Annotated in this window: 11 protein-coding genes and 3 tRNA genes; 6 read left to right on the forward strand and 8 right to left on the reverse strand. The window is 72.2% G+C overall.

Annotated elements, in window-relative coordinates; genetic code table 11:
- Positions 1-187: 187 nt before the first annotated feature.
- Both ACFC02_RS00570 and ACFC02_RS00575 read left to right on the forward strand, forming a co-directional pair.
- Positions 188-1,711, forward strand: coding sequence for a N,N-dimethylformamidase beta subunit family domain-containing protein (locus ACFC02_RS00570; RefSeq protein WP_376350161.1), 1,524 nt, complete (start codon positions 188-190; stop codon positions 1,709-1,711).
- Positions 1,712-1,779: 68 nt separating this feature from the next.
- Positions 1,780-2,679, forward strand: a complete 900-nt coding sequence (locus ACFC02_RS00575) for a phosphoribosylaminoimidazolesuccinocarboxamide synthase (RefSeq protein ID WP_376350164.1) — start codon at positions 1,780-1,782, stop codon at positions 2,677-2,679.
- 53 nt (positions 2,680-2,732) lie between these two features.
- Here ACFC02_RS00575 and ACFC02_RS00580 read toward each other — a convergent pair.
- The 8 genes from ACFC02_RS00580 to ACFC02_RS00615 form a co-directional block, all read right to left on the reverse strand.
- Positions 2,733-2,805, reverse strand: a tRNA-Gly gene (locus ACFC02_RS00580).
- Positions 2,806-2,828: 23 nt separating this feature from the next.
- The gene (locus tag ACFC02_RS00585; protein WP_376350166.1) at positions 2,829-3,452 is read right to left on the reverse strand and encodes a response regulator; all 624 of its coding nucleotides are present in this window, start codon (positions 3,450-3,452) and stop codon (positions 2,829-2,831) included.
- Positions 3,449-4,789 carry a sensor histidine kinase gene (locus ACFC02_RS00590; protein WP_376350266.1) on the reverse strand — a complete coding sequence of 447 codons (1,341 nt, stop codon included), beginning with the start codon at positions 4,787-4,789 and terminating at the stop codon, positions 3,449-3,451. Before ACFC02_RS00590 ends, ACFC02_RS00585 begins: the two co-directional genes overlap by 4 nt.
- 277 nt (positions 4,790-5,066) lie before the next feature.
- Complete coding sequence (locus ACFC02_RS00595) at positions 5,067-5,876, reverse strand: ABC transporter permease (protein WP_376350169.1); 810 nt, start codon at positions 5,874-5,876, stop codon at positions 5,067-5,069.
- Entirely contained in the window at positions 5,873-6,844 is a 972-nt protein-coding gene (locus tag ACFC02_RS00600) for an ABC transporter ATP-binding protein (protein WP_376350172.1), read from the reverse strand. The genes ACFC02_RS00595 and ACFC02_RS00600 overlap by 4 nt, the downstream gene beginning before the upstream one ends.
- 144 nt (positions 6,845-6,988) lie before the next feature.
- Positions 6,989-7,061, reverse strand: a tRNA-Gly gene (locus ACFC02_RS00605).
- A gap of 80 nt (positions 7,062-7,141) precedes the next feature.
- Positions 7,142-7,213 (reverse strand) — tRNA-Gly (locus ACFC02_RS00610).
- Positions 7,214-7,405: 192 nt separating this feature from the next.
- Complete coding sequence (locus tag ACFC02_RS00615) at positions 7,406-7,723, reverse strand: Lsr2 family protein (RefSeq protein ID WP_037862750.1); 318 nt, start codon at positions 7,721-7,723, stop codon at positions 7,406-7,408.
- 365 nt (positions 7,724-8,088) lie between these two features.
- On the opposite strand from ACFC02_RS00615, the gene purS reads away from it, so the two are divergent.
- From purS to ACFC02_RS00635, 4 genes are all read left to right on the forward strand, one after another.
- Positions 8,089-8,361, forward strand: a complete 273-nt coding sequence (gene purS, locus ACFC02_RS00620) for a phosphoribosylformylglycinamidine synthase subunit PurS (RefSeq protein ID WP_031037010.1) — start codon at positions 8,089-8,091, stop codon at positions 8,359-8,361.
- The gene (gene purQ, locus ACFC02_RS00625; RefSeq protein WP_376350175.1) at positions 8,358-9,062 is read left to right on the forward strand and encodes a phosphoribosylformylglycinamidine synthase subunit PurQ; all 705 of its coding nucleotides are present in this window, start codon (positions 8,358-8,360) and stop codon (positions 9,060-9,062) included. The genes purS and purQ overlap by 4 nt, the downstream gene beginning before the upstream one ends.
- A complete protein-coding gene (gene purL, locus ACFC02_RS00630; RefSeq protein ID WP_376350178.1) occupies positions 9,059-11,317 on the forward strand; it encodes a phosphoribosylformylglycinamidine synthase subunit PurL in 2,259 nt (752 codons plus the stop codon). The genes purQ and purL overlap by 4 nt, the downstream gene beginning before the upstream one ends.
- Positions 11,318-11,779: 462 nt before the next feature.
- Positions 11,780-12,577: a sterol carrier family protein gene (locus ACFC02_RS00635; protein ID WP_376350181.1), complete on the forward strand. Its 798-nt coding sequence runs from the start codon at positions 11,780-11,782 to the stop codon at positions 12,575-12,577.
- Positions 12,578-12,768 lie beyond the last annotated feature (191 nt).

Genomic DNA, 12,768 nt, shown 5'->3' on the forward strand with positions numbered 1-12,768 from the left:
GTGATGTGCTGGGACCGACCGCGCACGTGGCAAAGGCGTACGACATACGACAACCGCGCAGCCGTACGGTCAGCCACTCAGCGGACTCAGCGGACCCGGCGCGTCGCCGACGCACCGCCGTACCGCCGCCGACGCTTTCGCACCGCCGTACGACAGAGCACGGGGGCACGAGGGAGGGGGACAGCCAATGGGATCGGACCGCGTCCGCCGCTGGGAGTCGGGAGCACTCGCGCACGCCGTCACGGACCCGTTCGGCCAGGGCCCCGTCCCCTGGCTGCGCGGCAGTGAGACGTACTTCGACGACACCGGCCACGTCGTCCCCTGGTACGTCGACCCGCCCCCGCAGGCCGCGCCCGGCACGGGGCACGGCGGCGGTGCGACCGCCACCGCGCCCCGCGTCCCCGCCCCCCGCGCCGCCGAGGTGGGCCCCCGCTCGGCCGACGACGTGCACCGCCAGATCAAGGGCTTCGCCTCCACCGGCGCCGTCACGCCCGGCGAGGCGATCGACTTCCACATCACCGTGGACCCGCCGCAGGAGTTCGGCGTCGACGTGTACCGCATCGGCCACTACGGCGGCGACGGCGCCGCGAAGATCACCACCAGCCCGCGGCTCTCGGGCATCGTCCAGCCCCCGCCGCTCACCGCCGACCGCACCGTGTCCTGTCACCACTGGTGGCTGTCCTGGCGGCTGCAGATCCCGTCCTACTGGAGCATCGGCGCGTACGTCGCCGTGCTGACCACCGCCGACGGCTACCGCTCCCACATCCCGTTCACCGTCCGCGACTCCCACCCGGCGGACCTGCTCCTGCTGCTGCCGGACATCACCTGGCAGGCCTACAACCTCTACCCGGAGGACGGCCACACCGGCGCCAGCCTCTACCACGCCTGGGACGAGGAGGGCCGGCTGCTCGGCGAGGCCGGCGCGGCCACCACGGTCTCCTTCGACCGGCCGTACGCGGGCGCGGGCCTGCCCCTGCACGTCGGCCACGCCTACGACTTCATCCGCTGGGCCGAGCGCTACGGCTACGACCTCGCCTACGCCGACGCCCGCGACCTGCACGCCGGCCGCGTCGACCCCACCCGGTACCGCGGCCTGGTCTTCCCCGGCCACGACGAGTACTGGTCGGCCCCGATGCGCCGCACCGTCGAACTCGCCCGCGAGCACGGCACCTCCCTGGTCTTCCTCTCCGCCAACACCCTGTACTGGCAGGTCGAGCTGGGCCCTTCCCCGGCCGGCGTCCCCGACCGCCTGCTGACCTGCCGCAAACGCAAGGGCCCCGGCCGGCCGGTGCTGTGGCGGGAGATCGACCGGCCCGAGCAGCAACTGGTCGGCATCCAGTACGCGGGCCGCGTCCCCGAACCGCACCCGCTGATCGTGCGCAACGCCGGCCACTGGCTGTGGGAGGGGACCGGAGCGCGCGAGGGCGACGGGATCGAGGGGCTGGTCGCCGGCGAGGCCGACCGCTACTTCCCCCGCACGCCGCTCCCTGACCACCAGGACCGCATCCTCCTCGCGCACTCCCCGTACACCGACGCCGAGGGCGCCCCGCGCCACCAGGAGACGTCCCTGTACCGGTCCCCGTCCGGCGCCCTGGTCTTCGCCTCCGGAACATTCGCCTGGTCACCGGCGCTGGACCGGCCCGGCCACGTCGACCCCCGCATCCAGCGCGCCACCGCCAACCTCCTGGACCGCATCTGCAAGCGCGACTGACCCGCTGTCCTCGCCCCACCCCCGATACGGGAGAATCAGGGCATTGGACAGAACCACGGGGAGGAACCGTGTCCGGATTCGTCGAAAAGCCCGAGCCGATCCAGGTTCCGGGTCTGGTGCATCTGCACACCGGCAAGGTGCGCGAGCTGTACCAGAACGAGGCGGGCGACCTCGTGATGGTCGCCAGTGACCGCATGTCCGCCTACGACTGGGTACTGCCCACGGAGATCCCCGACAAGGGCCGCATCCTCACCCAGCTCTCCCTGTGGTGGTTCGACCGCCTCGCGGACCTCGCCCCGCACCACGTCATCAGCACCGACGTCCCCGAGGGCGCCCCCGCCGACTGGGCCGGGCGCACGCTGGTGTGCAAGTCGCTGCGGATGATCCCCGTGGAGTGCGTGGCCCGCGGCTACCTCACCGGCTCCGGCCTGGCCGAGTACAACGCCTCCCGCACGGTCTGCGGCCTCGCCCTGCCCGAGGGCCTCGTCGACGGCTCCGAGCTGCCCGCGCCGATCTTCACCCCGGCCACCAAGGCCGAAGTGGGCGAGCACGACGAGAACGTCTCCTACGAGGAAGTGGCCCGCCAGGTCGGCGCCGAGCCGGCCGCCCGGCTGCGCCAGGCGACCCTCGCCGTCTACGGCCGGGCCCGGGACATCGCCAAGGACCGGGGGATCATCCTCGCCGACACCAAGTTCGAGTTCGGCTACGACGGCGACACGCTCGTCCTCGCCGACGAGGTGCTCACGCCGGACTCCTCCCGCTTCTGGCCGGCCGACCAGTGGCAGCCGGGACGCGCGCAGCCCTCGTACGACAAGCAGTTCGTCCGTGACTGGCTCACCTCGGCGGAGTCCGGCTGGGACCGCACGGGCGAGCAGCCCCCGCCGCCGCTGCCCGAGCGGGTGGTGGAGGCGACCCGCGGCAAGTACGTGGAGGCGTACGAGCGGCTGACGGGAACGACCTGGTCGTAGGCCCTGGCACACGAAGAAGCCCCCCGGCGGTGGACCGGGGGGCTTCTGTGCGGAGCGGACGACGAGGCTCGAACTCGCGACCTCAACCTTGGCAAGGTTGCGCTCTACCAACTGAGCTACGTCCGCGTTGCGCCGTGGCGCGAGAGCAACTATACCCAACCTCGCTCGCGTGCGAGGCGCACCGCGGCATGCCGGTTCTCCGCGCCCAGCTTGGTCACGGCCGACGACAGGTAGTTGCGGACGGTCCCCGGGGAGAGCGCGGCCCGCTCCGCGATCTCCGTGACCGGCGCGCCGTCGGCGGCCAGCTCCAGCACCTCGGCCTCCCGCGCGGTCAGCGGGGAGTCCCCGGCGGAGATCGCGTCGGCGGCCAACTCCGGGTCGACGTAGCGGTTCCCGGTGTGGACGGTGCGGATGATCTCGGCGAGCCGCTGGGCGCTGACGGTCTTCGGGACGAACCCGCGCACCCCCGCCGCGAGCGCCCGCTTCAGGTGTCCCGGCCGTCCGTGGCTGGTCACGATCAGCACCCGGCAGCCGGGCAGCTCGGCGCGCAGGGATGTGGCGACCTTCACACCGTCCGCGCCCGGCATCTGCAGGTCCAGTACCGCGACGTCGGGCTCGTGCGCCCGGGCCATCGCCAGCGCCTCCGGTCCGTTCGCCGCCTCCGCGACGATCAGGAGGTCGTCCTCCAGCGAGAGCAGCGCGGCGAGCGCCCCGCGGATCAGGTGCTCGTCGTCGGCCAGCAGCAGCCGTACGGGGGCCGGTGGCGTCGTCATGGGGTGGCCTCGCTCAGGGTGGTGTCCTCGGCTGCCGGGCCGGAGGGCCGCGGCGGGGTGTCGGATGGCAGCGGTACCTCGGCGGTCAGGCGGAAGCGGCCGGGGTCCGCCGGGCCCGCCCGCAGCAGGCCGTCGAGGTCCGCGAGCCGTTCGCGCAGTCCGGCGAGGCCGGAGCCCGGTCGGCCGGCGGCCGGGGTGTCGGGCACCCCGTCGTTCTCGACCGTCAGCTCGGCCCGGCCGCCGGTCACGCGCAGGGAGATCAAGCACTGGCGAGGGTCGCCGTGCCGCAGCACGTTCGTGGCGGCCTCGCGCACCACCCAGCCGAGCGCCGACTGCACCGGGGCGGGCAGCCCGGGGGCCGAGCCGGTGACGGTGCAGTCGATGCCCGCGGCGGCCAGCACGCCCTGGGCCCCGGCGAGTTCCGCGCCGAGGTCGGCCTCACGGTACCCGCGCACCACCGCGCGCACCTCGCGCTGCGACTCCTGCGCCAGCCGCTGCACCTCGATCATCTGGTCCACCGCCTCGGGCCGCCCGCGCCGGCCCAACTGCACGGCGAGCTCGGCCTTCAGCGCGATCACCGCGAGATTGCGGCCCAGGACGTCGTGCAGGTCCCGCCCGAACCGCAGCCGTTCCTCGGCGACGGCCAGCCGGGCCTCGGTCTCGCGGGCCCGCTCCGCCTCCCACAGCACGGAGAGGGTCCACGCGCCGCAGCGTGCGGCCAGCAGGGAGAAGCCGATGGAGAAGGCGACCAGCAGACCCACCATCAGGACGTCGGGGGCACTTCGGACGGCGAGCGCGTCCGCCGCCATGAGGACCAGCCCCACCGCGGCGGAGCGGCGCAGGAACACCGGGACGGACACGATCATCGCGTACAGCAGACCGAACGACACCAGGGCGGCGCCGAGGGCGAGCCGGGCCGTCCAGGGTGCGAGCGCCCCGACGCTGGACAGCACGAGGGGAAGGGCGACGGCGGCCACCAGCAGGCCGAAGGGGGCGGCCAGCGCGCGTCCGGGCAGCCGGACGTGGCCCAGGTAGTGCTCGAAGGAAGGCCGTACGAGCCGGTTGGCCGCAACGCACTGGAGCACGCCGACGACGACCAGCAGGCCCGCCAGGGCGAGCGGCAGCGGCCGGTGACGCACTCCCGCGGCGACCGGCAGCACCAGCCAGGTGAGCATGAACACCCACTCAGCGGCGCACAAGGTGATCACGCTGTGCAGTTGCACGCGTTCCGCCTTGCTCCGCTCCCGCCACTCGCGCCGCTGCCACCGCCGGATGCCGTCGAGCACCGCGCCCCTCCAGTCCGTCCGTTCCGCCACCACGCCCGGCGCGGGGCCCATCCCCGCGCCGGGCGCCGGGTCTGTCCCGCTGCTCGGCGCCGCGCCCGCCCACGAGCCCGACACCGACCCTGTCTCCGCGCCCGCCCACGAGCCCGACACCGCCCCTGTCTCCGCGCCCGGCCGCCGGACCCGCCCCGTCACTCGCCGCCGGACCCGTCTCCGCGCCCGCTCCGCCGCCCGATGCCGAGTCCGTTTCTGCCCCCGGTGCCGAGCCCGTCTCCCCGCTCGGCACCCACCGCCTCCGTCCCCCCGCCCAGCGCCGGCTCCCTCTCCCCGCTCAGCGACGTGGTTCCCAGCGGAACCAACGCCGTACAGCAAACACCGCGAGCGCCAGCCAGACCAGCGCGACGGCCAGGGCCCGCAGGATCTCGGGGCCGCTCAGCTCTCCGGTCCAGCCGCCGCGCACCAGGGTGACCGCGGGTGTCAACGGCAGCAGTTCGCACAGATGGGCCAGCCGGTCGGGGAGGATCTCCAGCGGGACGGCGATCCCCGAGCCCATCGCCGAGACCATGATCAGCGGAATCGAGGTGACCTGGGCGCTCTCCGTGGTGCGGGTGAGGCCCGCCGTGACCGCCGCGAGGGTCAGGCACAGCGCCAGCCCCAGCAGCAGCCCGAGCACGGCCAGGTGCGGTGCGCGCGGTGCGGGCACGTGCAGGAGAGCCGTGCAGGCGGCCGTGAGGATCAGTGACTGCCCCAGGCCCGTGGCGACGGCGGGCAGCGCGGTCCCGGCGAGGATCTCCGCGTCCCGCGGTTCTCCGGTGCGCAGCCGTTTGAGGACGAGCTGTTCGCGGCGGGCGACGAACACGCCGACGAGCGTGGAGTACACGGCGAAGAGCAGCGAGAAGCCGATGGCGGCGGGCAGCATGACGAGCCCCACGGTGAGCCCTGCGTCCTTCAGGTTCATCTGCCCGGCCGCCGAGTGGAGGCTGAACGGCAGGACCAGCGGGACGAAGACGGCGGCGACGAGAGTGCTCCTGCTCCGGGCGAACAGGGTCAGTTCGGCGCGGGCGAGGGCGGTCATGCGGCTCAGCGAGGTGCTGGGGCCGCCCTGTGCACGGGCCGCCCAAGGAGTGAGGGTGCTGGTCATGCGGCGTACTCCGTCTCCTTCGGCGCGGACGCGGTCCGCGCGGAGGCCTCCCGTGCGATTCCGAGGAACGCCTCCTCCAGGGAGGCCGACCGCGCGTCCAGGCCGCGCAGTTCGAGCCCGGACCGCCGGGCCCAGAGCAGCAGTTCCGTGGCGGTCCGCTGCAACTCCCGTGTGCGCAGCCGTACGACGCGCCCCTCGGTCTCGTGACCGCACACACCCAGCTCGGCGAGTGGCGGCAGGTCGCCCAGGAAGTGACCCGGGGGCAGTTCGAAGGAGATCCGGGACGGCTGAGCGGCCGTCACCTCGGCTGGGGTTCCCGCGGCGGCGATGCGTCCCTCGTGCAGGATCGCCAGCCGGTCGGCGAGACCTTCGGCCTCCTCCAGGTAGTGCGTGGTGAGCAGCACGGTCGTGCCCGCGTCGCGCAGTGCCCGCACCAGGTCCCAGGTGTCCCGGCGGCCCTCGGCGTCCAGCCCGGTGGTCGGCTCGTCCAGGAACAGCACATCGGGATCGCCGAGCAGGGCGAGGGCGAGGTCCAGCCGGCGCCGCTCACCGCCGGACAACTGCTTGACCCGTACGTCCGCGCGCCGCTCCAGACCCACCAGGGCGAGCGCCTCGCGCGGTTCGCGGGCTCCGCTCACGCAGCCGGCCCACATCCGCATGGTCTCGGCGACGGTCAGCTCGGACGGGAAGCCGCCCTCCTGGAGCATGACCCCGGTGCGCGGCCGTACGGCGGCGCGTTCGGTGTGGGGGTCGTGGCCCAGTACCCGTACGCGCCCGGAGGCCGGGACTGCCAGTCCCTCCAGCAGTTCGACCGTCGATGTCTTTCCGGCGCCGTTGGTGCCGAGCAGCGCGAAGATCTCGCCGTGTTTCACGTGAAACGTGATGCCGCGTACGGCCTCGAACCCGCCCCCGTACACACGCCGCAGGTCGGTGACCTCTATCACGTGTTCGTGTTCGTTCCTGTCCATGACACCAGCGTCGCGGCCGGCGAGGACGCGCAGCAGTGCGCGGTGTCATCGACCGGAATGACAAATGTCAGTCGAGCGCGCCGAGAGAGGCATACGGGCGGACATGAAAAGACCCCGGTCCAAAGGACCGGGGTCTCATTCCCGAGCGGACGACGAGGCTCGAACTCGCGACCTCAACCTTGGCAAGGTTGCGCTCTACCAACTGAGCTACGTCCGCATTGCCTCCGACCGGCTTCCACCGATCGGTGCGAGCACCAGCCTACCTGATCCACTTGCGTGGTCGGATCGGTGGTGCAGAGCGGGTGACAGGAATCGCACACTGCGCCTTCCCCCTGGAAGGGGGATGTTCTACTACTGAACTACACCCGCATGTACTCCGTGGGTCTCAGCCTTCCGGCCTCGCCCCTCGGCGTGCTCCAGACATTAGCTGATCAGCAGGGGGGTAGCGCAAGTCGGCTGCTCCCAGGGCCCGCTGACGGCCCCTGGACCGCATCCGGGAGCGCTCGGACATGCCGCGCGCTCCCGGTGCGCCCGGGCGGGTGCGCCCGGGCCGCGCGTCCGTCACTGGGCCGCGCTGAACGCCTCGTAGACCTTCTTGGGGATGCGGCCCCGCGCCGGCACGTCCATCTTGTTGGCCTGGGCCCAGGCGCGGACGGCCGCCGGGTCGGGGGCGACCTCCGTCTGCCGGTAGGCCTTGCCGGACCTGGACCGCTTGCGGCCCGCCTCGACGTAGGGCGCGAGCGCCTTACGCAGTTTCTTGGCATTGGTTTGGTTCAGGTCGATCTCGTAGAACCTGCCGTCGAGTCCGAAGGCGATCGTCTCCGCCGCTTCCGAGCCGTCGATGTCGTCAAAGAGAGTGACCACGACACGCTGCGCCACGAATATCGGTCCCTTCGTGCGGCACCTCTGCGACCATCCGCTCCGCCATGACGTGGGGAGATGTTCGGAGATGCCGGCTGTTCGCCGGTTATCGGGAAAAGTATCGGCTGTTGCCAATTCATTTGTACAGTGCCGGGCATTGCGAAGTGAAGCCCCGACTAAATCTGTCTGCGTGTCCCGGTCGGCGCCCGGGCAATACCCGATGCGCGACGGAACGCCGAACTTTCCCAGAACTTTTCACGAAGCCCCCCGATCGATGCCGGATCGTGACGGGCGTCACGTAGTTTCCTACCAGTCTACTCGCGTAGAAATTTTGTACGGGTAGTCTGAAGGAACCTGCTCAGCACCACACACCGGGAGTGCCAGTGGCACGCGTCGTAGTCGACGTCATGCTCAAGCCGGAGATCCTCGACCCCCAGGGCCAGGCGGTGCAGCGCGCACTGCCGCGGCTGGGTTTCGAAGGCATCTCCGACGTTCGTCAGGGAAAGCGATTCGAACTGGAAGTGGACGGGCCCGTCGACGAGGCCGCGCTCGCCCGCATTCACGATCTTGCCGAATCCTTCCTCGCCAACACCGTGATCGAGGACTTCACCGTCAAGGTCGAGTCCGAGGACGTGGTCGCGGGGGCCGCGAAGTGACCGCTCGTATTGGCGTCGTCACTTTCCCGGGCAGCCTCGACGACCGGGACACCCAGCGTGCGATCCGCCTCGCGGGCGCCGAACCGGTCGCCCTGTGGCACAAGGACAAGGACCTCAAGCAGGTCGACGCGGTCGTCCTGCCCGGCGGTTTCTCCTACGGCGACTATCTGCGCGCCGGTGCCATCTCCCGCTTCTCGCCGGTGATGGAGACCGTCATCGAGCAGGCGAGGGCCGGGCTGCCGGTCCTCGGCATCTGCAACGGCTTCCAGGTCCTCACCGAGGCCCACCTGCTGCCCGGCGCGATGCTCGGCAACGACCACCTGCACTTCGTCTGCCGCGACCAGAGGCTGCGGGTGGAGAACGCCTCCACCGCCTGGACCAGCGACTACAGCGAGGGCCAGGAGATCTCCATCCCGCTGAAGAACATGGACGGCCGGTACGTCGCCGACGAGTACACCCTCGACGAGCTGGAGGCGGAGGGCCGCGTCGCCTTCCGGTACGTCGTCCGCGGGGAAGCCGCCGAGGGGTACGGAAACCCCAACGGCTCGCTGCGCGACATCGCCGGCATCACCAACGAGGCCGGCAACGTCGTGGGCCTCATGCCGCACCCCGAGCACGCCACCGAGCCGCTGATCGGCACCGGCCGCACCGACGGCCTCCCGTTCTTCACCTCGATCCTCAAGAAGCTGGTCACCGCATGAGCAGGACGCCTCTGGACACGGTCGAGCACGCGGCCGCGACCCCCGACGTCGAGCTGCCCTGGGCCGAACTCGGCCTGAAGAAGGACGAGTACGAGAAGGTCGTGGAGATCCTCGGCCGCCGCCCGACCGGCGCCGAACTCGCCATGTACTCGGTCATGTGGTCCGAGCACTGCTCGTACAAGTCCTCCAAGGTCCACCTCCGCCAGTTCGGCGAGAAGGCCCCCGAGAACGACGCGATGCTCGTCGGCATCGGCGAGAACGCCGGTGTCGTCGACGTCGGCCAGGGCTACGCCGTCACCTTCAAGGTGGAGTCGCACAACCACCCCTCCTACGTCGAGCCCTACCAGGGCGCGGCCACGGGCGTGGGCGGCATCGTGCGCGACATCATCGCGATGGGCGCCCGCCCGGTCGCCGTCGTGGACCCGCTGCGCTTCGGTGCGGCCGACCACCCCGACACCAAGCGGGTGCTGCCCGGCGTCGTCGCGGGCATCGGCGGCTACGGCAACTGCCTGGGCCTGCCCAACATCGGCGGCGAGGTCGTCTTCGACGCCTGCTACCAGGGCAACCCGCTGGTCAACGCCGGTGCCATCGGCGTGATGCGGCACGAGGACATCCACCTCGCCAAGGCGTCCGGCGCGGGCAACAAGGTCATCCTGTACGGCGCCCGGACCGGTGGCGACGGCATCGGCGGCGCCTCGATCCTGGCGAGCGAGACCTTCGACGACGCCAAGCCCTCCAAGCGCCCCGCCGTGCAGGTCGGCGACCCCTTCCAGGAGAAGCTGCTCATCGAGTGCACCCTGGAGGCGTTCGCCGAGAAGCTGGTCGTCGGCATCCAGGACCTGGGTGCGGCCGGCCTGTCCTGCGCCACCTCGGAGCTGGCCTCCAACGGCTCCGGCGGCATGCGCGTCACCCTGGACGACGTCCCGCTGCGCGACTCCACGCTCTCGCCCGAGGAGATCCTCATGAGCGAGTCGCAGGAACGCATGTGCGCGGTCGTCGAACCGGAGAAGGTCGACCGGTTCCTGGAGATCTGCGAGAAGTGGGACGTCATCGCCACCGTCATCGGTGAGGTGACCGACGGCGACCGGCTGGAGATCTACTGGCACGGCGGAAAGATCGTCGACGTCGACCCGCGCACGGTCGCCCACGAGGGCCCGGTCTACGAGCGCCCCTACGCCCGCCCGTCCTGGCAGGACGCGCTCCAGGCCGACGACGCGAACAAGCTGCCCCGGCCGCAGTCGGCAAAGGAGCTGAAGGCGCAGGTCCTCAAGCTGGTGGCGTCCCCGAACCAGGCGTCCAAGAAGTGGATCACCCAGCAGTACGACCACTTCGTACAGGGCAACACCGTCCTGGCCATGCCCGAGGACTCCGGCATGATCCGCATCGACGAGGAGAGCGGCCTCGGTGTCGCCCTCGCCACGGACGGCAACGGCCGCTACGCCAAGCTCGACCCCTACACGGGAGCGCAGCTCGCCCTGGCGGAGGCGTACCGCAACGTCGCCACCACCGGCGCGAAGCCGCTGGCCGTCTCCGACTGCCTGAACTTCGGCTCGCCCGAGGACCCGGCGGTCATGTGGCAGTTCGCGGAGGCCGTGCGCGGTCTGGCGGACGGCTGCCGGCAGCTCGGCACCCCGGTGACCGGCGGCAACGTCTCGCTGTACAACCAGACCGGCGAGGCCGCCATCCACCCGACGCCGGTCGTCGCCGTCCTCGGCGTCATCGACGACGTGGCCCGCCGCACCCCGGTCGCCTTCCAGGAGGAGGGCCAGCTGCTCTACCTCCTCGGCGACACCCGCGAGGAGTTCGGCGGTTCGGCCTGGTCGCAGGTGGTCCACGACCACCTCGGCGGCCTGCCCCCCGAGGTCGACCTGGAGCGCGAGCGGCTGCTGGCCGAGATCCTGATCTCCGCCTCCCGCGACGGCATGATCGACTCCGCGCACGACCTGTCCGACGGCGGCCTCGTCCAGGCGGTCGTGGAGTCCGCGCTGCTGGGCGGAAAGGGCGCGCGCCTGGTCGTACCGGACGGCCTGGACGCGTTCACCTTCCTCCTGTCGGAGTCGGCCGGCCGCGCGCTCGTCGCCGTGCCGCGCTCCGAGGAGGTGCGCTTCAACGACATGTGCGGCGCGCGGGGCCTGCCCGTCACCCGCATCGGTGTCGTCGACGGCGACTCGGTGGAGGTCCAGGGCGAGTTCGCGCTGAGCCTGGCCGAGCTGCGCGAGGCGCACGAGGGCACGATCCCGGCGCTGCTGTCGTAGTCCCCGCCGCGGGACGGCGTCACAGGCCGGAGAGGGGCCGGTCGTTTCCAGCCAGGAGACGGCCGGTCCCCTCGCGCGCGTCGGGACACCCCCGGGACCGGCCCGGTCCTCGGGCGGGGACGGATTCCCGCACCGGTGCGAACGGGGGGAGCGGGAGCACCGGTTCGGGCCCGCGCCCGACACCCCGGGAACAGCGCGAGGGCGGTCACGGCGGTCACGCCGAGGCCCAGGACGGCCGGGGCGAGAACCACGCGTACCGGTCATCGGAAGGCGTACCGCCGCCGCGGCCGTACCCGGCGCGCCCCTCGCCGCGCCCTCACCGAGGAGAACCCCCACCACCGCGTCGACGCCGGTGAACCGCACGAGGACGCGCCGCCCATGCTCCGGAACGGGTCCGGCCCGCCGTCGAGCCGGTGGAAAAGGGTCTGAACGGCAACGCCGTGAAGACATAGGCTCACCGCCATGCCTCCGGCCAGGAAACGCCCCAGGACCTACGACCCCGCCCGGACCCGTACGGCGGTCCTCGCCCAGCTCGACGCCGTACGGGAGGCCGTGCGCACGCTGACCCCCGGACAACTCGCGCTGCCCACCCGGCTCGGCGACTGGACGGTGCGGGAACTGGTCGTGCACATCGGGATGGCCGTCACGGCCATCGGCCGCGCCCTCGACCTGCCCGAACCCGCGCGGCAGGACACCGTCCTGCTCGACTGGCCGTTCGCGACCTCCGCCAACGCCGCGGCCATCGACGCGTTCACCCGGCGCCTCGCCGCGGAGATCCCCGACCTCGACGCCCACCTCGCCCAGATCGGCCGGGCCCTGGGCCGGCAGCTCGACGAACACCCCGGCACCCGGCTCCTCGCCACCAACGCGGGCGCCCTGCCGCTGGCCGACTACCTCGTCACGCGCACCGTCGAACTCGTCGTCCACACCGACGACCTGAACGCCGCCGTGCCCGGCCTGGAGGTCCCCTGCGACCGGCAGGCCCTCGCCGCCGCCACCCGCCTGCTGGCCGACGCGCTCGCGGTGAAGGCGCCCGGCGGTTCGACCGAGGTGCGGGTGCCGCCGTACGCCGTCGTCCAGTGCGTCGAGGGGCCCCGCCACACCCGCGGCACCCCGCCCAACGTCGTCGAGACCGACCCGCTGACCTGGATCCGGCTGGCCACCGGACGGACGGCGTGGCGCGACGCCCTCGACCACGCCGCCGTCAGCGCCAGCGGGGAACGGGCCGACCTCGGCGGCCTGCTGCCGCTGATGTCCTGAACCGGCGCGGCTCCGCCCGGAGCCGAACCGCCCCACCGCCCCGGCCCCGGCCCGCACGCGCACCGAGTCCGGCCCCCACGGTGTGCGACACCTCACTCGCCCTGGACGGGGACGCGGCCGCCATCCGGGCCGCATCGGCCGGGCGGGCCGCGACCACCCGCACACCAGCGGTCTGACCTGCGTGAATACAG

The organism is Streptomyces sp. NPDC056160 (assembly GCF_042268205.1).
GTDB lineage: Bacteria > Actinomycetota > Actinomycetes > Streptomycetales > Streptomycetaceae > Streptomyces.

What these genes read in the sequence shown, in the direction of transcription:
- ACFC02_RS00570 (WP_376350161.1), top strand. Translation starts at nt 188, where the DNA reads ATGGGATCGGACCGCGTCCGCCGCTGGGAGTCGGGAGCACTCGCGCAC.
- ACFC02_RS00585 (WP_376350166.1), bottom strand. Translation starts at nt 3,452, where the DNA reads ATGACGACGCCACCGGCCCCCGTACGGCTGCTGCTGGCCGACGACGAG.
- ACFC02_RS00590 (WP_376350266.1), bottom strand. Translation starts at nt 4,789, where the DNA reads ATGGGCCCCGCGCCGGGCGTGGTGGCGGAACGGACGGACTGGAGGGGC.
- ACFC02_RS00595 (WP_376350169.1), bottom strand. Translation starts at nt 5,876, where the DNA reads ATGACCAGCACCCTCACTCCTTGGGCGGCCCGTGCACAGGGCGGCCCC.
- ACFC02_RS00600 (WP_376350172.1), bottom strand. Translation starts at nt 6,844, where the DNA reads ATGGACAGGAACGAACACGAACACGTGATAGAGGTCACCGACCTGCGG.
- purL (WP_376350178.1), top strand. Translation starts at nt 9,059, where the DNA reads ATGAGCAGGACGCCTCTGGACACGGTCGAGCACGCGGCCGCGACCCCC.
- ACFC02_RS00635 (WP_376350181.1), top strand. Translation starts at nt 11,780, where the DNA reads ATGCCTCCGGCCAGGAAACGCCCCAGGACCTACGACCCCGCCCGGACC.